Source organism: Streptomyces tricolor (assembly GCF_002155905.1).
GTDB classification, from domain to species: domain Bacteria; phylum Actinomycetota; class Actinomycetes; order Streptomycetales; family Streptomycetaceae; genus Streptomyces; species Streptomyces tricolor.
This window is the reverse complement of sequence record NZ_MUMF01000122.1, coordinates 1-22,495: the sequence shown is the minus strand read 5'-3', so window position 1 is coordinate 22,495 and position 22,495 is coordinate 1. Positions and strand designations below refer to the sequence as shown.

5 protein-coding genes and 1 pseudogene are annotated in these 22,495 nt (G+C 76.5%); 5 read left to right on the top strand and 1 reads right to left on the bottom strand.

The window, feature by feature from the left end:
• On the bottom strand, positions 1-905 hold a 905-nt coding region (locus CCN44_RS10275; protein WP_244203901.1), incomplete at its 3' end, for a condensation domain-containing protein.
• Positions 906-1,448: 543 nt separating this feature from the next.
• Between CCN44_RS10275 and CCN44_RS10270 the strand changes: the two genes are divergently transcribed.
• The 5 genes and pseudogenes from CCN44_RS10270 to CCN44_RS46000 all read left to right on the top strand — a co-directional run.
• Positions 1,449-2,768 carry an MFS transporter gene (locus CCN44_RS10270; protein ID WP_158103084.1) on the top strand — a complete coding sequence of 440 codons (1,320 nt, stop codon included), beginning with the start codon at positions 1,449-1,451 and terminating at the stop codon, positions 2,766-2,768.
• A 50-nt stretch (positions 2,769-2,818) separates the two neighbouring features.
• Positions 2,819-3,595 carry a thioesterase II family protein gene (locus CCN44_RS10265; protein ID WP_063808677.1) on the top strand — a complete coding sequence of 259 codons (777 nt, stop codon included), beginning with the start codon at positions 2,819-2,821 and terminating at the stop codon, positions 3,593-3,595.
• Positions 3,588-14,495 carry a non-ribosomal peptide synthetase gene (locus CCN44_RS10260; RefSeq protein WP_086697450.1) on the top strand — a complete coding sequence of 3,636 codons (10,908 nt, stop codon included), beginning with the start codon at positions 3,588-3,590 and terminating at the stop codon, positions 14,493-14,495. The genes CCN44_RS10265 and CCN44_RS10260 overlap by 8 nt, the downstream gene beginning before the upstream one ends.
• Positions 14,496-14,532: 37 nt before the next feature.
• Positions 14,533-21,144 (top strand): annotated as a pseudogene (locus CCN44_RS47355) (SDR family oxidoreductase); the annotation flags it as partial.
• A gap of 33 nt (positions 21,145-21,177) precedes the next feature.
• Positions 21,178-22,495 (top strand): beta-ketoacyl synthase N-terminal-like domain-containing protein (locus CCN44_RS46000; protein WP_244203900.1); only part of this gene is annotated, 1,318 nt, incomplete at its 3' end.

Sequence of the window (22,495 nt, the reverse complement as noted above, 5' to 3'; positions counted from 1 at the left end):
ACGACCACGTCGTCCTGGCCCGCCAGCTTGCCGAGCGTGAGGTGGAAGGCGGCGAGGGCGACGGTGAACAGGGTGACGTCCCGCTCCGCCGCCAGCTTGCGCAGCGCGGTGGCCAGCGGGGCGTCCAGCACCGTGGTGAACCGTCCGCCCCGCGGCGGGCCGCCCGCGCCGCGCGGACGGTCGGTCGGCAGGTCCAGCGTCGTCAGGTCCGACAGACGCGCACGCCAGTAGTCGAGTTGCCCGCCGAACGCGCCCGCGTCCCACTGGGCGTGCTGCCAGGCGGCGTAGTCGGCGTACTGCAGCGGCAGGGCCGGGGGTTCCCGCAGGGCCGGCGCGGGGGCGGCGTAGTACGCGGCGAGTTCGCTCAGCAGCAGGCCGATGGACCAGCCGTCGACGGCGATGTGGTGCAGCGTCGCCACCAGGGCGTGGTCCGCGTCGCCGAGCCGGACCAGCAGCCAGCGCGCCGGCATGTCCCGCGCCAGGTCGAAGACACGCTCCGACTCGGTGTCCACGAGGTCCCGCAGCGCCCGCTCCCGCGCCGCGTCGCCGGGCAGCGCGGACAGGTCCACCAGGCGCAGGTCCGCCCGCGTCAGCGCGCACACCCGGGGGACGGGCCGGTCCCCGGCCTGCGGGTAGACGGTCCGCAGCACCTCGTGGCGCAGCATCACGCAGGTGAGGGCCCGTCGCAGGGCCTCGTGGTCGAGGGGGCCGGACAGCCGGACGGACACGGGGACGTTGGAGACGGGCCGGTCCGGTGCGAGGTGCTCGGCGAACCACATGCGCTGCTGGGCGAAGGACAGCACGGGCTCCGACCCGCGGTCCGCGGGCGTGACCGGCGGCAGGGGGCGGGGGAGGGGGGCCGCGTGCCTCGTCCCCGGATCGCGGTCCTCCGGCCGCTGGCTCATGACGCGCGCCCGCCCGCCGCGACCGCCGACCGCCTCGCACCCGGTGCGCGTTCTGCCGTCCTGGGGCCGGGCCAAGCCGCTTTCGGTGCGCGCGATGCCGTGTTCGCGTCGTGCCCCGCCGTCCTCGGTGCGCGTTCTGCCGTCCTGGGGCCGGGCCAAGCCGCTCTCGGTGCGCGCGGTGCCGTCCTGGGGTTGTGCCACGCCGCCCTGGGTGCGCGCCCTGCCGCCCTGGGACCGGGCCAAGCCGCTTTCGGTGCGCGGCCTTTCGACCGGGCTTCCGGGCACCTCCACCCGGCTTCCAGGCACCTCCACCGGTCCTCCGGCTGCCCCGGCCGGGCCTCCGGCCACCCCGGCACCGGCCGTGGTGATCCCGTCGGTGCCGGGAGGCTTCCGCGCATGCCGCACGCCACAGTCCGCAAGGTCATGGATCGACTCTGTCAGGGTGGCACCGGCCCGCCAATCGGGAGTTCTCCTGACTGGTCCGGCCCGCCCCCGGAGCCGAAGCTGCACGGTGACCGGCCGGACGAGGGAGGCTGCGTAACGGTGCGGCACACCCGGCTGCGGCCCGAGCGGCGGCGGACCCCGACCGGCGAACGCGACTTCCGGCGGCTGTGGGCCGGCGACGCGGTCTCCCAACTCGGCTCCCAGATCACCCTGTTCGCGCTGCCGTACACCGCCGTGTCCGTGCTGCACGCCCCGGGCGGCCAACTCGGCCTGCTCCAGGCGCTGTACACGCTGCCGTTCCTGCTCGTGCCGCTGCCCGTCGGGCTGTGGCTGGACCACCGGCCGCTGCGCGGCGTACTGATCGCCGTCCACCTCTGCTGCGCCCTGCTGGTCCTGTCCGTGCCGCTGGCCTCGGCGGCGGGCACTCTCGGCCTCGCCCAGCTCCACCTGGTCGCGGCCCTCGGCGGCGCGGCCACCGTGACCGCGGAGATCGCGATGTTCGCGCTGCTCCCCAGGCTCGTCGCCGCCGACCGGCTGGCCTGGGCCAACAGCAGGCTCAACGCCGGTCTCGCGGTCGCCGTCACCGCGGGGCCCGGGCTCGCGGTCTGGCTCACCACCCTGCTCGGCGCGCCGAACGCGCTGCTGGCCGACTGCCTGACCTACCTGTTCTGCGCCGGCGCGCTCGGCCGGATCACCCACCGGCAGCCGTCCCGCCCGGTGCGGAGGGACGGCGGCCGGCTGCGCCCGGAGCTGACCGCCGGGCTGCGCGTCGTCCTCGGCTACGCGCCGCTGCGCCGCATCGCCGTGCACGCCGCGCTGTTCAACGCCTGCGCCCAGGCCGTCAACGTCGCCCTCGTCGTCTATCTGGTGCGCGACCAGCACCTCGGCGGCCTCTACGGCGTGGTGCTCGTGTGCGGCGGACTCGGCGGCACGGCCGGCGCCCTCCTCGCCCCGCCGCTGATCCGCCGGCTCGGCCACGGCCGGGCGGCCCTGGCCGCGGCCACGGTCGCGGCACCGGCCTTCTGGCTGGTGCCGGCGGCGGACGGCACCCGCGCCACCGTGCTGGCGGTGAGCTCGGCCGGTCTGTGTGCCGGCTCGGCCGGCGCCGGGGCGCTCGGCGTGGTGAGCACGACCGTCCGCCACCTGGCCAGTCCGCCCGCTCTGCACGCCCGGGTCAGCGCCGCCTTCCGGCTGGTCTCCTTCGCCCTGGTGCCCGTCGGAGCGCTGGCCGGCGGACTGCTCGTGGACGGCCTCGGCGCCCGCGCCACCCTGTGGGCGGCGCCGGCGGCCATGATGACCGCCCTGCTGCCCCTGCTGACCCGGCCCGTGCGGGCCCTGCACCACGTCGAGCGTCAGGACCGCCGCGCGCAGCACGGCCTCCCCGGTCCCGGGGTGACGGCCTCCCGGCCCCCGGGGTAAGGGAATGTCCCGACTGTTCCCGCTCCCGGGCGCGCCACGACCCTGGCCCCATGAACTCGTTGCGGCTCTGGTACAGGAGCGAGGAGGTCCGGATGTGGCTGCTGTGCCTGCCGCCCGGAGGCGGCGGCGCGCACCAGTTCCGGAACTGGTCCGACCGCCTTCCGCCGGCCCTCGGCGTCGCCGCCGTGGAACTGCCCGGACACGGCACCCGGTCCGCCGAGCCACCGCTCACCGACCTCGACGCGCTGTGCGCCCGGCTCGCCGCCGACGTCATACCGCTGCTGGGCCGGCCCGTGCTGCTGTACGGGCACAGCATGGGCGCGGTCATCGCCCACGACCTCGCCCAGCACCTGCGCGCCGAGCGCGGCTGGCGGCCCGCCGCCCTGGTGGCCGCCGCCGGCGACCCGCCGGACCGGCCGCTGCCCGCCGGACTCGACACCCTGTCCGACGAGGACCTGACCGGCCTGCTGCGGGCCTGGGGCGGTGCCACCGCCGAGCTGCTCGACGACCCGCGCTACCTCGCCGAGACGCTCCCCCTGGTGCGCGCCGACCTCGCCCTGGTGGGCGGCCGGACCGCGCGCGACCTGCCGCCGCTCGACTGCCCCGTCCACGTCTACCTCGGCGCGCGGGACACCACCGTCGACGCCCGGCTCGCGGCCGAGGGCTGGGCCGGCCGCACCACGGCGGGCCACACCGTGCGGACCTTCCCCGGCGGCCACTTCTTCCCCCAGCAGTCGCCGGACGAGACGCTCACCGCCCTGGTCGAGGACGCCGACGCCGCCGTGGGCGGCCGGTTGCTCGCGGCAGAAGGAGTGGCACATGGCTGACCACCGCAGCACCGCCGAGGACCCCCGGGGACGCGCGGACGCCCTCTCGGCCGAGCGCCGCGCCCTGCTCACCCTGGAACTGGCCCGGCGACGGGCCGCGACGAACCGCCCGGTGCGCCGCCCCCGGCCGGGCCCCGAACCACGGTTCCCGCTCTCCTACGCGCAGGAACGGCTGTGGTTCCTCGACCAGGCGGACCCCGGCACCACCGCCTACGTCATGCCGGGCGGCATGCGGCTGCGCGGACCGCTGGACCCGGAGGCACTGGGCCGGGCCCTCACCGAGATCGTGCGCCGTCACGAGGCCCTGCGGACCACCTTCCCGGCCGAGGGCGGAAAGCCGCAGCAGTGCATCGGACGGCCCCGGCCGGTCCCCCTGCCCGTCACCGACCTGCGTACGGCCGCCCCGCAGGACCGGGAGGCCGCCGTCGCCGAGTGCTGCCGTGCCGAGGCCGCCCGGCCCTTCGACCTCACCCGCGACCTGATGCTGCGCGCCCGGCTGCTGCGCCTGGCCGACGACGATCACGTGCTGCTGCTGAGCCTGCACCACATCGCCGCCGACGGCTGGACCCTGGACGTCCTCAAGCACGAGATCGGCGTGCTGTACACCGCCTTCCGCCAGGGCACGGAGCACGACCTGCCCGAACTGGAGGTGCAGTACGCCGACTACGCGGTCTGGCAGCGCGACTGGCTCGGCCAGGGGCTGCTCCGGGAGCAGCTCGCCTACTGGCGGGAACGGCTGAAGGACACCCCCGTGCTGGAGCTGCCCGCCGACTTCCCGGGCACCGCGGAGCGGACCTGGCGGGGCGCGTCGGTGCCGTTCACCGTGCCCGCCCGCCTGTGGCAGAAGGTGGGCGCGCTGGCCGGACGGTCGGGCGTCACCCCGTACATGGTCCTCGTCGCCGCGTTCGCCGTCGTACTCTCCCGGTGGAGCGGGCAGCGCGACCTGGTCGTCGGCTCGCCGGTGGCGGGCCGCAGCCACCCCGAACTGGAGCGGCTCGCCGGGTTCTTCGTCAACACGCTGCCCCTGCGGGTGGACCTCTACGGCGCCCCGTCCTTCGCCACCCTCCTCGAACAGGTGCGGGTGACCTGCACCGACGCCTACGCCCACCAGGAAGTCCCGTTCGGCACACTGGTGCAGGCCCTCGCCCCGGACCGCTCCCAGGGGCCGGTCCCCCTGGTCCAGGTGATGCTCGCGCTGTGCGACACACCGGCCGAGGACCTCGCGCTCGACGGCGTCCGGGCGCAGGAACTGGACGTGGTGCTCACCGGCCGCTCCAGCAAGTTCGATCTCGTCCTCGACCTCGTGGCGGCCCGGGACGGACGGCTGCGCGGCCGGGTGGAGTTCAGCACCGACCTGTTCGCGAACGCCACGGCCGAGGCGATCGGGCAGGCGTTCGTGCACGTGCTGACGGCGGCCACCGGGGACCCGGACCTGCCGGTGGACCGGCTGCCCCTGCTCTCCCCGGAGGAACGCGACCGCGTCCTGTACGAACTCTCCGGCGGCGGCGACGCCCGTGCCGCCGACACCGCCGGCTGCCTGCACCCCCTCATCGACCGCACCGCCGAGAAGGCCCCGGACGCCCCCGCGGTGCGGTGCGGCGACGTCACCCTCACCTACCGGGACCTCGTGGAACGCGCGAACGCGCTCGCCCACGACCTGCGCGGTCTCGGTGCCGGCCCCGAACAGCTGGTCGGCGTCTGCCTGCCGAAGTCGGCGGACATGGTGGTCGCGCTGCTCGCCATCCTCAAGGCGGGAGCGGGCTACATGCCGCTCGACCCCCGCTACCCGCACCAGCGCGTCCAGTTGATGGTCCGCGACTCCCAGGTGCCCGTCGTCGTCACCGACGCCGCCGTCGCCGCGAGCGGCCTGCTCGCCCCGCCCGCCGACGGCACCGGCCCCCGGCTCGTCCTGATCGAGGAGTCCGCCCGGCGGCGGTCCGACCCGCCGGCCGACCTCGCCGCCGCACGCACCCTCGCCTACGTCATCTACACCTCCGGCTCCACCGGCGTGCCCAAGGCCGTCGCCACCACCCACCGAGCCGTGGCCGGCCTCGCCCTGCAGCGGCGCTGGTCCGGCGGCGCCCACGACCGGGTCCTGCTGCACTCCCCGCAGGCCTTCGACGCCTCCACCTACGAACTGTGGTCCCCGCTGCTGTCCGGCCGCCGCGTCGTCGTCGCCCCGCCCGGCGACCTCGGACCGCGCGCCCTCGCCCGGGTCGCCGCCGCCCAGGGCGTCACCGCGCTCTGGCTGACCTCCGGCCTGTTCGACCTGGTCGTGGAGGAGGACGTCAGCTGCCTGGCCGGCGTCCGGGAACTCGTCGTCGGCGGCGACACCGTGTCCCCCGCGACCGTGGCCCGCGTCCGCGCCGCCCACCCGGACCTGACGGTCGTCAACGGCTACGGCCCCACCGAGACCACCACCTTCGCCACCCTCCACCCCGTCGCACCGGCCGACCCGGCCCCCGGCGGCCGGGTGCCGATCGGCAGCCCCCTGGACAACACCCGCGCGCACGTCCTCGACGACCGGCTGCGGCCCGTCCCGTTCGGCGTGCCCGGCGAGCTGTACGTCGGCGGGCCGGGCCTGGCCCGCGGCTACGCGGGCCGGCCGGCGGCCACCGCCGAACGCTTCCTGCCCGACCCGTTCGGCCCGGCCGGCAGCCGCATGTACCGCACCGGCGACATCGTGCGCCGCCGCCCCGACGGCGTCCTGGAGTTCCTCGGCCGCGCCGACGACCAGGCCAAGCTGCGCGGCCTGCGGGTGGAGCCCGGCGAGGTCGAGGCCGTCCTGGCCGCCCACCCCGCCGTCGCGCACGCCGCCGTCGTGGTGCGCGGCGACGGCCCGGCCGGCAAGCGGCTCGTCGCCCACGTCGTCCCGCGCGCCGGCCACCGCACGGACGCCGCCGGGCTGCGCGCCCACGCCGCGGCGGCCCTGCCCGACTATCTGGTGCCCGCGGCGTTCGTCCTCGCCGACGCGCTGCCGCTGACCGCCTCCGGCAAGGTCGACCGCGCCGCGCTGCCCGCTCCGGCTCGGACCGCGGACGCCGGCCCCGCCGCACCGCGCACCGACACCGAGCGGACGCTGTGCGGCATCTTCGCCGAGCTGCTCGGCGCCGACGCGGTCGGCGCCGACGACGACTTCTTCGTCCGCGGCGGGCACTCCCTGCTCGCCACCCGCCTCGTCGCCCGCATCGCCCGCGCCTTCGGCACCGAGATCCCCCTGCGGGAGGTGTTCGAGCACCGCACCCCGCGGACCCTGGCCGCGGTCGTCACCGGCACCACGAGCCCCGCCGACCAGGCGCCGCCGCTGGAGCCGGCCGACCGCGACCGGCCGCTGCCGCTGTCCTTCGCCCAGCAGCGGATGTGGTTCCTGGACCAGCTCGCCCCGGGCAGCGCCTCGTACACCTCCGGCGGCGCCCTGCGGGTGCGCGGCCCCCTGGACCCGGAGCGGCTCGCCGGCGCCCTGACCGCGGTCGTCGCCCGCCACGAGACCCTGCGCACCACCTTCACCGTGGCCGACGGCGTACCCGCCGCGGTCGTCGGCGCCGCCGACCCCGTCGCCCTGCCGGTCATCGACGTACCGGACGCCGGCGCGGCACGGGCCGCCGCCTCCGCCGAGCTGTCCACCGGGTTCGACCTGGCGCACGGCCCGCTGCTGCGCGCCACCCTGCTCCGGCTCGCCCCCGACGACCACGTGCTCGTCGTCGCCGTCCACCACATCGCCACCGACGGCTGGTCCCAGGCGCTGCTGTGGGCGGAGATCGCCGCTGCCTACGACGGCACGCCGCTGCCCGAACCGCCCGTGCAGTACGGCGACTTCGCCGTCTGGCAGCGGTCCTGGCTGTCCGGCGAGGTGCTGGAGCGCCGGACCGGCTACTGGACCGGCCGGCTGGCCGGCCTCGCCCCCCTGGAACTGCCGCTGGACAAGGCCCGCCCCGCCGTCGCCACCGGCCGCGCCGGAACGCTGCCCTGGCGGCTGCCCGCGGAGGTGATCCGGGACGCCCGGGCCGTCGCCGCCCGCGAGGGAGCCACGCTCTACATGGTGCTCCTGGCCGCGTTCACCCTCGTCCTGTCCCGGTACGCCCGCACCGAGGACGTCGCCGTGGGCTCGCCGATGGCCGGCCGGACCCGCGCCGAGACCGAGGCGCTCATCGGCTTCTTCGTCAACGTCGTCGCCGTCCGCACCGACCTGTCCGGCGACCCCACCTTCCGCGAACTCCTCGGCCGGGTGAGGGAGTCCGTGGTCGGTGCCGTAGAGCACCAGGACGTCCCCTTCGAGCACCTGGTGGAACGGCTGCGCCCCGAGCGCGACCTGTCCCGCAACCCGCTGGTGCAGGTGGCGTTCCAGCTGCTCACCGACGCGCCCCGGCGGCCCTGGTGGCAGGGCGCCCGGGCCGAGCCGTTCGCCGTCGACCACGCGTACACCCGGATGGACCTGGAGGTGCACGCCGTCGAGACCGGCGACGAGGTCGACGCCACCGTCCTGTACGCGGCCGACCTGTTCGACGCCGACACCGTCCGCCAGCTGATGCACCACGTGTCCGTCGTGCTCGGCGAGGTCCTCGCCGCTCCCGACCGCCCGGTCTCCGCGGCGACCATGCTCGACGCGACCGACCGGCACCGCACCCTGATCGCCTGGAACGACACGGCCGCACCCCTGCCCGAGGGCTCGGTGCCCCGGCTCTACGCCGAGCAGGCCGCCCGCACCCCCGACGCCGTCGCCCTGATCTGCGGCGACGAACGGGTCACCTACGCCGAACTGGACCGGCGGGCCAACCGCTTCGCCCACCTCCTGCTCGCCCACGGCGTCGCCCCCGACGAGCCGGTCGGCGTGGCCACCGGACGGTCCACCGGCATGGTCGCGGCCGTGCTGGGCGTGCTCAAGGCGGGCGCCGCCTACGTGCCGCTCGACCCCCGCAACCCCCCGGGCCGCACCGAGCGGATCGTCGCCACCTCCGGGCTGCGCGTCGTCGTCGCCGACCGCCCGGTGCCCGGCACCGACGGGCTCACCGTCCTCGACGTGACCGACCCGGGCCCCGGCCCCGACACCGCCCCCGGTCTCGACCCGCACCCCGACACCACGGCGTACGTCATCTACACCTCGGGCTCCAGCGGCGAGCCCAAGGGCGTGGCCGTCACCCACCGCAACGTCGTCGTGCTGGCCGCCGACCGCCGCTGGAGCAACGGCAACCACGAACGGGTGCTGCTGCACTACCCGCTGGCCACCGACATCTCCACCTACGAGCTGTGGCCGTTCCTGCTGGCCGGCAAGCAGATCGTCATCGCCTCCGACGAGCACGTCGAACCGCGGACGTTCGACCGGCTCGTCCGTGAGCACGGCGTCACCGCGATGTGCCTGCCCGCACCCCTGTTCAGCCTGCTCGCCGAGGAGTGCATGGAGTGCTTCGGCGGCCTGCGCGAGGTCCTCACCGGCGGCGAGGCCGTGTCCGGCGAGACCGTCGCCCAGGTGATGGCCGCCCACCCGCACCTCACCGTGGTCGACGCGTACGGGCCCACCGAGGCGACCGCGTTCACCACCCTGTTCCCGATGGAGCCCGGCTTCCGGCTGGCCGGCTCCCGGGTGCCGATCGGGGCGCCCATCGACAACACCCGCGTGTACGTCCTCGACGACACCCTCCGCCCGGCGCCGCTCGGCGTGGCCGGCGAACTCGTCGTCGCCGGGCCCCGGGTGGCCCGCGGCTACCTGGGCCGGCCCGACCTGACCGCCGAGAAGTTCGTGCCCGACCCGTGGGGCGGCCCCGGCGACCGGATGTACCGCACCGGCGACGTCGTACGGTGGCTGCCCGGCGGCGCGCTGGAGTTCCTCGGCCGCGCCGACGTCCAGGTCAAGATCCGCGGGTTCCGGGTGGAGCCCGGCGAGGTCGAGGCCGCGCTGCTGCGGCACCCCGCGGTCTCGCAGGTCACCGTCGCCGTCCGCGAGGACGTCCCCGGCGACAAGCGCCTCGTCGCCTACGTGGTGCTGGAACCGGACGCCGAGGAGAGCGTGCTGCCCGCGCTGCGCGCCCACGCCGCCGGCGCCGTACCGGACTACATGGTGCCGTCCGCGTTCGTCGCGCTCGACGCGTTCCCGCTGTCCACCACCGGCAAGATCGACCGCCGGGCGCTGCCCGCGCCCGACACCCGCTCGGTCGCCGAGAGCGGATACGTGCCGCCCGCGACCGAGGCGGAGCGGGTGCTGTGCGAGATCTTCGCCGAGGTGCTGGACGTCCACCCGGTCGGCGCCGACGACGACTTCTTCGCGCTGGGCGGCCACTCGCTGCTGGCCACCCGCGCCATCGCCCGGATCCGCGCCCGCTTCGGACCCGACGTGCCCCTCCAGGCGGTGTTCGAACGGCGCAGCCCGCGCCGGCTGGCCGAGACCCTCGGCGCGCCCGGCACCGTCACCGACGTGATCCGGCCCGTCCCCCGCACCGGCCCGCTGCCGCTGTCGTCCTCCCAGCGCCGCCTGTGGTTCCTGGACCGGCTCACCCCGGACAGCGGCTTCTGGAACGTCGCGATGGGCGTCCGCGCCCGCGGCCCGCTCGACGTCGACGCCCTCGGCCGCGCCCTGTCCCTGGTGGTCTCCCGGCACGAGGTGCTGCGCACGGTCTTCGCGGCCGACGGCGGCGACCCGGTGGCCGTCGTCCGCCCCGCGACCCCGCTCCGCCCGGACGTCACGGACGTCGCCGACGAGGCCGAGGCGCGCGCCCTGGCCGAGGCGGACGCCGCACGCCCCTTCGACCTGGCCCGCGGCCCGCTGCTGCGCGCCCGCGTGCTGCGGCTCGCCCCCGAGGACCACGCCGTCCTGATCACCGCGCACCACGCGGTCACCGACGGCTGGTCGCACGCCGTCTTCTGGGGCGAGCTGGCCGAGGCCTACCGCGCCGAACTCGCCGGACAGGACGCCGACCTGCCCGACCTGCCCGTCCAGTACGGCGACTTCGCCGTCTGGCAGCAAGGCCGGCTCACCGGCGCCGAACGGGAGCGGCACCTGGCCTACTGGCGGACCCGGCTCGCCGGACTGCGCCCCCTGGAACTCCCGCTGGACCGGCCCCGGCCCGCGGTCGCCGGATCGGCGGGCGCCTCCCAGCCCTGGGAGCTGCCCGAGGACCTGGTCCGGGCCGCCCGCGCCTTCGGCGACACGGAGGGCGCCACCCTCTACATGACGCTGCTGACCGCCTTCACGGTGGTCCTGGCCCGGTTCGCGGGCACCGAGGACGTCGCCGTCGGCACCCCGGTGGCGGGCCGTACCCGCCCCGAGGTGGAGCGGCTGATCGGCTTCTTCGTCAACATGCTGGTGCTGCGCACCGACACCTCCGGCGACCCCACCTTCCGTGACCTGCTGGGCCGGGTCCGGGAGACCGTGGTGGGCGCCATGGACCACCAGGACCTGCCCTTCGAGCACCTGGTGGAGGCCCTGGCACCCGAGCGGGACCTGTCCCGCAACCCGCTGGTGCAGGTCGTCTTCCAGCTCATGCGGGCACCCGGCGACAAGGGCGACCGGCTCGGCGCCGCCCGGCTGGAACCGCTGCTCGAGGAGCACGCCTTCACCCGTGTCGACCTGGAGGTGCACCTCACCGAGGACGGCGACCGGGTGCGCGGCACCGTGCTGCACTCCACCGCGCTGTTCGAGGCCGGGACGGTCCGCCGGATCCTGCACCACCTCACCGTGCTGCTGCGCGCGGCCCTCGCCGACCCCGACGCCCCGCTGTCCACGCTCTCCCTCCTCGACGACACCGACCGCCACCGGCTGCTGGAGGAGTGGAACGACACCGCCCTGCCGTACCGCGACGCCACGCTCGCCGACCTCTTCGCCGAGCAGGTCGCCCGCACCCCCGACGCCCGCGCGGTCGAGTGCGAGGACGACACGCTGACCTACGCCGAACTGGACCGCGCGGCCGAACGGATCGCGGCCGTACTCCGGGCCCACGGGGTACGGCCGGACGACCTCGTCGGCCTGTGCCTGGACCGCGGCACGATGCAGATGGCCGGCCTGATCGGCATCCTCAAGGCCGGCGCGGCCTACGTGCCGATCGACCCGAACCACCCCCGGGACCGCATCCGGCTCATCGTGGACGACGCCCGGATGGCCGTCGCCGTCACCGACCGGGCCCACGCCGGCGTCTTCGCCGAGGGCACCGCCCTCGTCCTGGCCGACGCCCCGGACCGGCCGGAGCCGCTCCCGGCGGAGCCCGCCGGGCGACCGGGACCCGACTCGCTCGCGTACGTCGTCTACACCTCCGGCTCCACCGGCACGCCCAAGGGCATCGCCATGCCCGCCCGGTGCGTCGTCAACATGCTGGCCTGGCAGAAGAAGGCGGTACCCGGCGGCCCCGGCACCCGGACCGCCCAGTTCACCGCGCTCACCTTCGACGTGCACGTGCAGGAGGTGCTCTCCGCGCTCCTGTACGGCGAGACGCTGGTCGTCCCCACCGAGGACACCCGCCGCGACCCCGCCCGCTTCGCACGCTGGCTGGACGAACGGGCCGTCGAGCAGATCTTCGTACCCAACCTGATGATCCGCGCGCTCGCCGAGGAGGCGAACGCGGGCCGGGCCCGGCTCACCTCGCTGCGGCACATCTCCCAGGCGGGCGAGCCGCTCACGCTCGACGGCGTGCTGCGCGAGTTCTGTGCCGCCCGGCCCCGGCTGCGGCTGCACAACCACTACGGCTCCACCGAGATCCAGGTCGTCACCGCCCTCACCCTGCCCGCTGACGTCGCCGACTGGCCGGAGACCGCGCACCTCGGCGCGCCGGTCGACAACTCCCGCGCCTACGTCCTGGACGACCGGCTGCGGCCGGTCCCCGTCGGCGTGGCCGGCGAGCTGTGCTTCGCCGGCCCCGGACTCGCCCGCGGCTACGTCCGCAGGCCGGAACTGACGGCGCAGAAGTTCGTCCCCGACCCCTTCGGCCCGCCCGGCTCCCGCCTCTACCGCACCGGCGACCTCGGCCGCTGGCGGCCCGACGGCAGCCTGGAGTACCTGGGCCGGCTCGACCACCAGGTCAAGATCCGCGGCTTCCGCGTGGAGCTCGGCGAGGTCGAGGCCGTCCTGCTGCGGCACCCCGAGGTGACCCGCGCCGTCGTCGTCGCCCGCGAGGACACCCCCGGCGTCAAACGGCTCGTCGGCTACGTCGTCCCCGTCCCCGGCGCCGACGGCGCACTGCCCGCCCGGCTGCGCGCCCACCTCGCCGACCACGTACCGGACTACATGGTGCCCTCGGCGCTCGTCCCGCTGGACGCGTTCCCGCTGACCACCACCGGCAAGATCGACCGGGCCGCGCTGCCCGCCCCCGATCTGCGCACCACCCTCGACACCGGCTTCAGCGCACCCCGCACGGCCGAGGAGAAGGCGCTGTGCGAGGTGTTCGCCGAGGTGCTGGAGACCGGGCGGGTCGGCATCGACGACGACTTCTTCGCCCTCGGCGGGCACTCGCTGGTCGCGGCCCGCACGGTCGCCCGGATCCGCGAGGTGCTCGGCGCCGAGGTGTCCCTGCGGGAGCTGTTCCAGCACCGCACCCCGCGCGCGCTCGCCGAGGTCGTCGCCGCGGCGCCGCGCGCGGCCGTACCGCCCCTGGTACCGGTGTCCCGGCAGGAGCCCCTGCCGCTGTCGCTGGGCCAGCTGCGGCTGTGGCGGCTGCACGAGGCCGACCCCGCCGACCCGGTCTGGACCGTCCCGCTGGCCGTACGCATCACCGGCGACCTCGACACGGACCTGCTGGGCCGTGCCCTGACCGAGGTCGTCCGCCGGCACGAGGCGCTGCGCACGGTGTTCGTGCCCGGTGACGAGCCCCGGTCGCTGGTCCTGCCCGCCCCGGACATCGTGCTGGAACCGGTCGACGTCCCCGACGAGACCGCCGCCCGCGCCCTGGCCGACGAGGCCGCGGCCCGCCCCTTCGACCTCGTCGCCGGGCCCGTGCTGCGGCCCGCCCTGCTGCGGATCGCCCCGGACGACCACGTCCTGCTGCTGACCGTGCATCACATCGCCACCGACGGCTGGTCCCAGGGCGTGCTCTGGTCCGAACTGTCCACGGTCTACGCGGCCCTGCGCGCGGGCGTGGCGGCCGACCTGCCGGACCTGCCCGTGCAGTACGGCGACTTCGCCGTCTGGCAGCGCTCCTGGCTCACCGGCGCCGCGCTCGACGCCCAGCTCGACCACTGGCGCCGCCGGCTGGACGGACTGCGGCCCCTCGCCCTGCCCGGCGTCCCGGCCGGCGCCGCCCACGACGACACCGGCGAGCTGACCGAGTGGCGGCTGCCCGCCGAACTGGTCGACGCCGCCCGCCGGACCGGCGCCGAGCACGACGCCACCCTGTACATGACCCTGCTGGCCGCCTTCACGGCCACGCTCGCCCGCTGGACCGGCACGGACGACCTCGCCGTGGGCTCCCCGGTGGCCGGCCGCACCCGGGCCGAGGTCGAAGGGCTGATCGGCTTCTTCGCCAACTTCGTGCCCCTGCGCGTCGACCTCGCCGGCGACCCGTCCTTCGCCGGCCTGCTGGCCCGGGTCCGGGACACCGCCGTCGACGCCTACGCCCACCAGGCACTGCCCTGGGAACGGGTGGTCGAGGGCCTCGGCCTGGACCCCGGACAACCGCTGGTCGACGTCGTCTTCCAGCTCGTCAACGTCGAACTGGGCGCACTCGGCCTGCCCGGCGCCCGCGTCGAGCAGTTCACCGGCGAACGCGCCTACGCCCGCTGGCACCTCGAGGTGCACCTGGTCGAGGACCCGGACGGCGGCCTCACCGGACACGTCGTCCACCGCGCCGCCGCGCTCGACCGCAGCACCGTGGACGGCCTGCTGGCCGGCACCACCGCGCTGCTCCGGGCCGCACTCGCCGATCCCGGCCTGCCCGTCTCCGCACTGCACGCACCGGACCCGCTGGAGGGGACCACCCATGACTGAGCCGCTGACCGACCCGACGGCCGCTCAGCCGCCCGCGCTCGCGCACCGGCTCGCCGGCCTGCCCGAGCCCGAGCGCCGGCGCGTCGTCCTGGACCTGGTGCTGACGCAGGTCGCGGAGGTGCTGGAACTGGGCACCGCCGCCGACGTACCGCCGGACCGGGCCATCCGGGACCTGGGCCTGCGCTCGCTGACCGCCGTCCAGCTGCTGCTGCGGCTCCGCCGGATCACCGGCGTCAAGCTGCCCACCACGGCCATCTACGACCACCCCACCGCCCGCGCCCTCGCGGACGTCCTGGTCGACGCCGCCTCCGGCCGGCACGTCCTCGTCGCCGAGGACGACGAGCCCGTGCGCCGCGCGGCCGACGACGACCCGGTGGCGGTGGTCGGCATGGCCTGCCGCTTCCCGGGCGGCGTCACCACCCCCGACGACCTGTGGCGGCTCCTGCTGGAGGAACGCGACGCCATCACGCCGTTCCCCGCCGACCGCGGCTGGGACCTCGCCGCCCTCGCCGACCCGGACGGCCCCTCGGCCAGCCGGGCCCGGCACGGCGGATTCCTCGACGACGTCGCCCTGTTCGACGCCGCCTTCTTCGGCATCAGCCCGCGCGAGGCCCAGCTGATGGACCCCCAGCAGCGGCTGCTGCTGGAGACCGGCTGGGAGGCGCTGGAGCGGGCCGGGGTCGCCCCCGGATCCTGGCGCGGCGGACGCGTCGGCGTCTTCGTCGGCGCCAACGCCCAGTCCTACTCGTCCCTGCTCGCGGGCATCCCCGAGGGCGACGACGGGCACGCCCTGACCGGCCGCCTGGCCAGCGTGGTGGCCGGCCGCATCTCCTACGTCCTCGGCCTGGAGGGCCCCGCCCTCACGGTGGACACCGCCTGCTCGTCCTCCCTGGTCGCCCTGCACCTCGCCGTGCGGTCGCTGCGCTCCGGCGAGAGCAACCTCGCCCTCGCCGGCGGTGTCACCGTCATGCCGACGCCCGAGCTGTTCACCGACTTCACCAAGCAGGGCGGCCTGTCCGAGGACGGCCGCTGCCGCTCCTACGCCAAGGCCGCCGACGGACTCGGCTGGTCCGAAGGCGCCGGCATGCTCCTGCTGGAGCGGCTCTCCGACGCCCGGCGCCACGGCCACCCGGTGCTCGCCCTGCTGCCCGGCACCGCCATCAACCAGGACGGCGCCTCCAACGGCCTCACCGCGCCGAGCGGCGCCGCCCAGCAGCGCGTCGTACGGCAGGCCCTGGCCGACGCCGGGCTGCGCCCGGCCGACGTGGACGCCGTCGAGGGCCACGGCACCGGCACCACCCTCGGCGACCCCATCGAGGCCCAGGCCCTGCTCGCCTCCTACGGCCAGGACCGCGACCGGCCGCTGTGGCTGGGCTCCCTGAAGTCCAACCTCGGCCACACCCAGGCCGCCGCCGGCGTCGGCGGCGTCATCAAGACGGTCCTCGCGCTCCGGCACGGGCTGCTCCCGAAGACCCTGCACGTGGACGAGCCCACCCCGCACGTCGACTGGGTCTCCGGCGACGTGCGGCTGCTGACCGAGGCCCGCCCCTGGCCGCGCGGCGAGCGTCCGCGCCGGGCCGGTGTCTCGTCGTTCGGCGTCAGCGGCACCAACGCCCATGTGATCGTCGAAGAGGCGCCCGCCGCCGAACCCGCGCCCCGGGAAGCGGCCGGCGCGGTGCCCGTGCCGTGGCAGCTGTCCGCCCGCACCGAGGCCGCCCTGCGCGCACAGGCCGTCCGCCTCAAGGAGTTCGTCGCCGCCGACCCGGAGCTGGAGCCCGCCGACGTCGGGTTCACCCTGGCCACCCGCCGCACCGCGTTCGAGCACCGCGCCGCCGTCGTCGGCCGCGACCGCGCCGAACTGCTCGCCGCACTGGACGTGCTCGCCGCCGGCGGCGCCGACCCGGCCGTGGTCCGCGGCACCGCCGGAGCCGACGGCAGCGTCGTCTTCGTCTTCGCCGGCCAGGGCGGCCAGTGGATCGGCATGGGCCTCGAACTCCTCGACACCAGCCCGGTGTTCGCGGCCCGCATGGCCGAGTGCGAGCACGCCCTCGCCCCCTACCTGGACTGGTCCGTCGTGGACGTGCTGCGCGGCGCCGAGGGCGCGCCGCCGCTGAGCCGCGTCGACGTGGTGCAGCCGGTGCTGTTCGCGCTGATGGTCTCGCTGGCCGCGCTGTGGCGCGCGCACGGCGTGGTCCCGGCGGCCGTGGTCGGCCACTCCCAGGGCGAGATCGCCGCCGCCTGCGTGGCCGGCGCGCTGACCCTGGAGGACGCGGCCAAGATCGTCGCGCTGCGCGCCAAGGCCGTCGCCGACCTCCCCGGCCGCTGCGGCATGGGCTTCGTCGCCGCCCCCGCCGCCGACGTCGAGAAGATGCTGGAGCGCTGGCCCGGCCGGCTCGGCATCGCCGCCGCCAACAGCCCCCGCTCCCTGGTCGTCGCCGGCGACCGGGAAGCCCTGGAGGAACTGCTCGACCTCTGCGACGACGAGGGGCTGCGCGCCGGCCGCGTCGCCGCCGACTACGCCTCCCACTCCCCGCAGGTCGAGGCCGTACGCACACGGCTGCTCGCCGACCTCAAGGGCGTCCGGCCCCGGGACGGCGAAGTGCCCCTGTACTCCACCGTCACCGCCGACTGGATCGACGGCCAGGAACTCACCGCCCGCTACTGGTACCGCAACCTGCGCGAGCCGGTCCGCTTCCAGGACGCGGTCAGTGGCCTGCTCGCCGCCGGACACCACGGATTCGTGGAGATCAGTCCGCACCCCGTGCTGACGGTCGCCATGCAGCAGACCGCCGAGGCGGAGGGCACCGAGCTGCGCGTGGCCGCCACCCTGCGCCGCGACGAGAGCGACCTGCTGCGCTTCACCACGGCCCTGGCCGAGGTCGCCGCCCACGGCGTGCCCGTCGACTTCCGGCCCCTGTTCGACACGGCCGGCGCCCGCCCGGTCGAACTGCCCACCTACCCCTTCCAGCGCGACCGCTACTGGCTCGCCCCGGGCACCGGCGGCGCCGGCGACCTCACCGCCGTCGGCCTCACCTCTGCCGGGCACCCGCTGCTCGGCGCCGAGGCCGAACTCCCCGACGGCGGCGGCCTGCTCCTCACCGGCCGGATCGGCCCCGACACCCGGCCCTGGCTGACCGAGCACACCGTGCTGGGCACCGCCCTGCTGCCCGGCACCGCCGTCCTGGAACTCGTCGCCCACGCCGGCCACCGGCTCGGCTGCCCCCGGGTGGAGGAACTCACCCTGGCCGCGCCGATCGGCGTACCCGCCGACGGGCTGACCCTGCGCGTCACCGTGCACGGCCCCGACACGTCCGGACGCCGTACGGTCGCCGTCCACACCCACTCCGGCGACGGCTGGACCCGGCACGCCACCGGCGTCCTCGCACCCGAGCCCGCGCCCGCGCCCGCCGAGCCCGGCCCCGGCGCATGGCCGCCCGCCGACGCGGAAGCGGTCCCGCTGGACGACGTGTACGACCGTTTCGCCGCCCGCGGCTACGGCTACGGGCCCGCCTTCCGGGGCCTGCGCGCCCTGTGGCGCCGGGACACCGAGATCTTCGCCGAGGTCGCGCTCCCCGACACCGTCGACACCACCGGCCACCTCGTGCACCCCGCGCTGCTCGACGCCGTCACCCAGGCCGTGCCCGCCGCCGAACCCGAGGACGCGCCCCTGCTGCTGCCGTTCTCCTGGACCGGTGTGACCGTCCACCCCGGCACGGCCCGCGCCCTGCGGGTGCGCGCCGTCCGGGAGAGCGCCGACACGCTGCGCCTCACCGCGACCGACCGCGAGGGCCGGCCCGTCGCGGAGCTGGCCGGGCTGCGACTGCGGCCGGCGTCGGCCGGGCAGCTGCGCGCGGTGGCCGCCGCCGGCACCCGCGACGCGCTGTTCCGCGTGGCGTGGCAGACCCCCGGGGCCGAGGCCCCGGCCGCCGCCCGCTGCGCCGTCCTCGGCACCGACCCGGCCGGCCTCACCGCGCCCCTGAGCGCCACCCTCGCCGGGATCGACGCCGGCGCGGTCGGCCTCGTCCTCGCACCCGTCACCACCGGAGCCGACCCGGTCGCCGCCACCCACCGGGCCACCGCCCAGGTGCTGGACCTGCTCCGGGACTGGCTCGCCGACGACCGCTTCGGCCACGCCCGGCTCGCGATCGTCACCCGCGACGCCGTCGCCGTCCGCCCCGGCGAGGAGCCCGACCCGGCCGCCGCCGCGGTCTGGGGCCTGGTGCGCTCCGCGCAGACCGAGCACCCCGACCGGTTCCTGCTCATCGACACCGACGGCACCCCCGACTCCCTGGCCGCCGTGCCGGCCGTCGGCGCGGAGCCGCAGACCGCGCTCCGCGACGGCGCACGTCTCGTCGCCCGGCTCACCCGGGCCACCGAGTCCGCGCTGCGCCCGCCCGCCGGCACCGACGCCTGGCGCGTCGACGCGGTACGGCCGGGCAGCATCGACGGCGTCGACGCCGTGGCCGCCCCCGACGCCACCGCACCCCTGGCACCCGGCCAGGTGCGCATCGCCGTGCGCGCGGCGGGCCTGAACTTCCGCGACGTGCTGTGCGCGCTCGACATGTACCCGGACGAGGTCGACGCGATCGGCTCCGAGGCCGCCGGCACCGTGGTCGAGACCGGCCCGGACGTCACCGGCCTCGCCGTCGGCGACCGGGTCCTCGGCATGGTGCCGGGCGGCTTCGGCCCGCTCGCGGTGGTGGACCGGCGGCTCGTGGTGCCGGTACCGGCCGGCTGGTCCTGGGTCCGGGCCGCCGCCCTGCCGTCCGCCTTCGCCACCGCCCGCTACGCCCTCGTGGACCTCGCCGGGGTCCGGGCGGGGGACCGGGTGCTGGTGCACGCGGCGGCCGGTGGTGTCGGCATGGCCGCCGTGCAGGTGGCCCGGCTGCTCGGGGCGGAGGTGTTCGCGACGGCGAGCCCCGGCAAGCACGGGGTGCTGCGGGGGATGGGTCTGGACGAGGCGCATGTGGCGTCGTCGCGGGACACCGGGTTCGCGGACCGGTTCCCGCGGATGGATGTCGTACTGAACTCCCTGGCGGGCGAGTTCGTGGACGCCTCGCTCCGGCTGCTCGGTCCCGGCGGGCGGTTCGTGGAACTCGGCAAGACCGACCTCCGCGACCCCGCCGACCTGCCCGGCGTCGACTACCGCCCGTTCGACCTGCTGCGCGACGCCGGCCCCGACCGCGTCCAGAGCCTGCTGACCGAGGTCGTCGCCCACGCCGAGGCCGGCGAGATCACCGGCCTGCCCACCCGCACCTGGCCGCTCTCCGACGCCCGCGAGGCGTTCCGCTTCATGGCCCGGGCCCAGCACACCGGCAAGCTCGTGCTGACCGTCGCCCCCTACGCCGACGGCACCGTCCTCATCACCGGCGCCGGCGTGCTCGGCGGCCTGCTCGCCCGGCACCTGGTGGCCGAACACGGCGCCCGCGACCTGGTGCTGGCCAGCCGGCGCGGCGCCGCCGCCCCCGGCAGCGCCGACCTGGTCGCCGAACTCGCAGCGGCCGGCGCCACCGTCCGCTTCGAGACCTGCGACGTCACCGACCCGGCCGCGCTCGACGCCCTGTTCGCCCGGCTCACCGCCGAGAACCCGCTGACCGCCGTCGTGCACACCGCGGGCGCCCTCGACGACGGCGTGCTCACCGAACTCACCGCCGACCGGCTGCCGGCCGTGCTGCGCCCGAAGGCCGACGCCGCCTGGCACCTGCACGAGCGCGCCGCGGCCCTGGACCTGTCCGCGTTCGTGCTGTTCTCCTCCGCGGCGGCCACCCTCGGCACCCCCGCCCAGGCCAACTACGCCGCCGCCAACGCCTTCCTCGACGCGCTCGCCGCCCGGCGCCGCGCCGCCGGACTCCCCGGCACCGCCACGGCCTGGGGGCTGTGGGCCGACGCCACCGGCCTCACCCGGCACCTGGACGCCGCCGACGTCACCCGCGCCGGCCGCCGGCGCATCGTCCCCATGGCCGCCGCCGAGGGACTGGCCCTGTTCGACGCGGCCACCCGCACCGGCGAGGCGGTGACCCTCACCGCCCGACTCGACCTCTCCGCCCCGGCCGCCGGCCCCGTCCCGGCGCTGCTGCGGGACCTGGTCGCCGCCCCGGCCGGCCCGGCCGCCGCCCGCCCGGTGTCCGACGCGGCGGCCCTGGTGGCGCGGATCACCGCGCTGCCCGCGCCCGAGCGCGGCCCCGCCCTGCTCGACGTCGTCCGCGGCCAGGCGGCCGACGTCCTGGGGCACCGGGGAACCGACGCGGTGGCGCCCGACCGCGGCTTCAAGGAGCTGGGCTTCGACTCGCTGACCGCCGTCGAACTGCGCAACCGCCTCGGCGCCGCCACCGGCCTGCGGCTGCCCACCACCCTCGTGTTCGACCACCCCAACCCGGCCGCGCTCGCCGACCACCTGCTCCGGGCGCTGCTGCCCGGCGAGTCCGAGGAGGCGACCGCCGACCGGATCATCGCCGAACTGGCCCGGGTGGACAGCGCCCTCGGCGCACTGCCGGCCGACGGCGCCGACCGGGCCCGGGTGGCCGCGCACCTGCGGGACCTGGCGGCCCGCTGGGACACGCAGGAGACCGGCGGGGAACCCGAGCGGGCCGCGCTGGACGGCGTCACCGCCGACGAACTCTTCGACCTGATCGACCGGGGCATCTCGTGACCCGCGCCGAACGAACCGCACGGGGGTGCACCGATGGCTGACGAGGCCAAACTGCTGGACTACCTCAAGCAGGTCACGGGCGATCTACAGGTCGCACGGCGCCGGCTGCGCGAGGCCGAGGCCCGCGACCACGAACCGATCGCGATCGTCGGCATGGCCTGCCGCTACCCCGGCGGGGTCGCCTCGCCCGAGGACCTGTGGCGGCTGGTGACCGCCGGGACCGACGCCGTCTCGGCGTTCCCCGCCGACCGCGGCTGGGACATGGCCGCGGTCTACGACCCGGACCCCGACCGGCCCGGCACCTCCTACGCCCGCGAAGGCGGCTTCCTCGACTCGGCCGGGGACTTCGACGCCGGCTTCTTCGGCATCAGCCCGCGCGAGGCCCTCGCCATGGACCCGCAGCAGCGGCTGGTCCTGGAGACCTCCTGGGAGGCCCTGGAACGGGCCGGCATCGACCCCGCCGGCCTGCGCGGCAGCCCCACCGGCGTGTTCGTCGGCTTCAGCAGCGAGGACTACTCCGACATCACCGGCACGGTGGCCACCGAGCTGGAGGGGTACGTCGTCACCGGCACCTCGCCCAGCGTGCTCTCCGGCCGGGTCTCCTACACCCTCGGCCTGGAGGGCCCCGCCCTCTCCGTCGACACCGCCTGCTCCTCCTCCCTGGTCGCCCTGCACCTCGCCGTCCGCTCGCTGCGCGCCGGCGAGTGCACGCTGGCGCTCACCGGCGGGGCGACCGTGCTGTCCACGCCCGCCGTGTTCACCGAGTACAGCCGGCAGCGGGCCCTCGCGGCCGACGGCCGCTGCAAGGCGTTCGCCGCGGCGGCCGACGGGTTCGGCTTCGCCGAGGGCGCCGGCATGCTCGTCCTCGAACGGCTCTCGGACGCACGCCGCAACGGCCACCCCGTGCTGGCCGTCGTCCGCGGCACCGCGATCAACCAGGACGGCGCGAGCAGCGGACTCACCGCCCCCAACGGCCTCGCCCAGCAGCGCGTGATCCGCCAGGCACTGGCCGACGCCCGCCTGGCCGCCGGCCAGGTCGACGCGGTGGAGGCGCACGGCACGGGCACCAGGCTCGGCGACCCGATCGAAGCCCAGGCGCTGCTGGCCACCTACGGCCAGGAGCGCGCACAGCCCCTGTGGCTGGGCTCGGTCAAGTCCAACATCGGCCACGCGCAGGCCGCCGCCGGTGTGGCCGGTGTGATCAAGATGGTGCAGGCGATGCGGCACGGTGTGCTGCCGCGCACGCTGCACGTGGACGAGCCGTCCCCGCACGTCGACTGGGCCGAGGGCGCGGTGGAACTGCTCACCGAGGAGCGCGAGTGGCCGAGCGGCGAGCAGCCGCGCCGCGCGG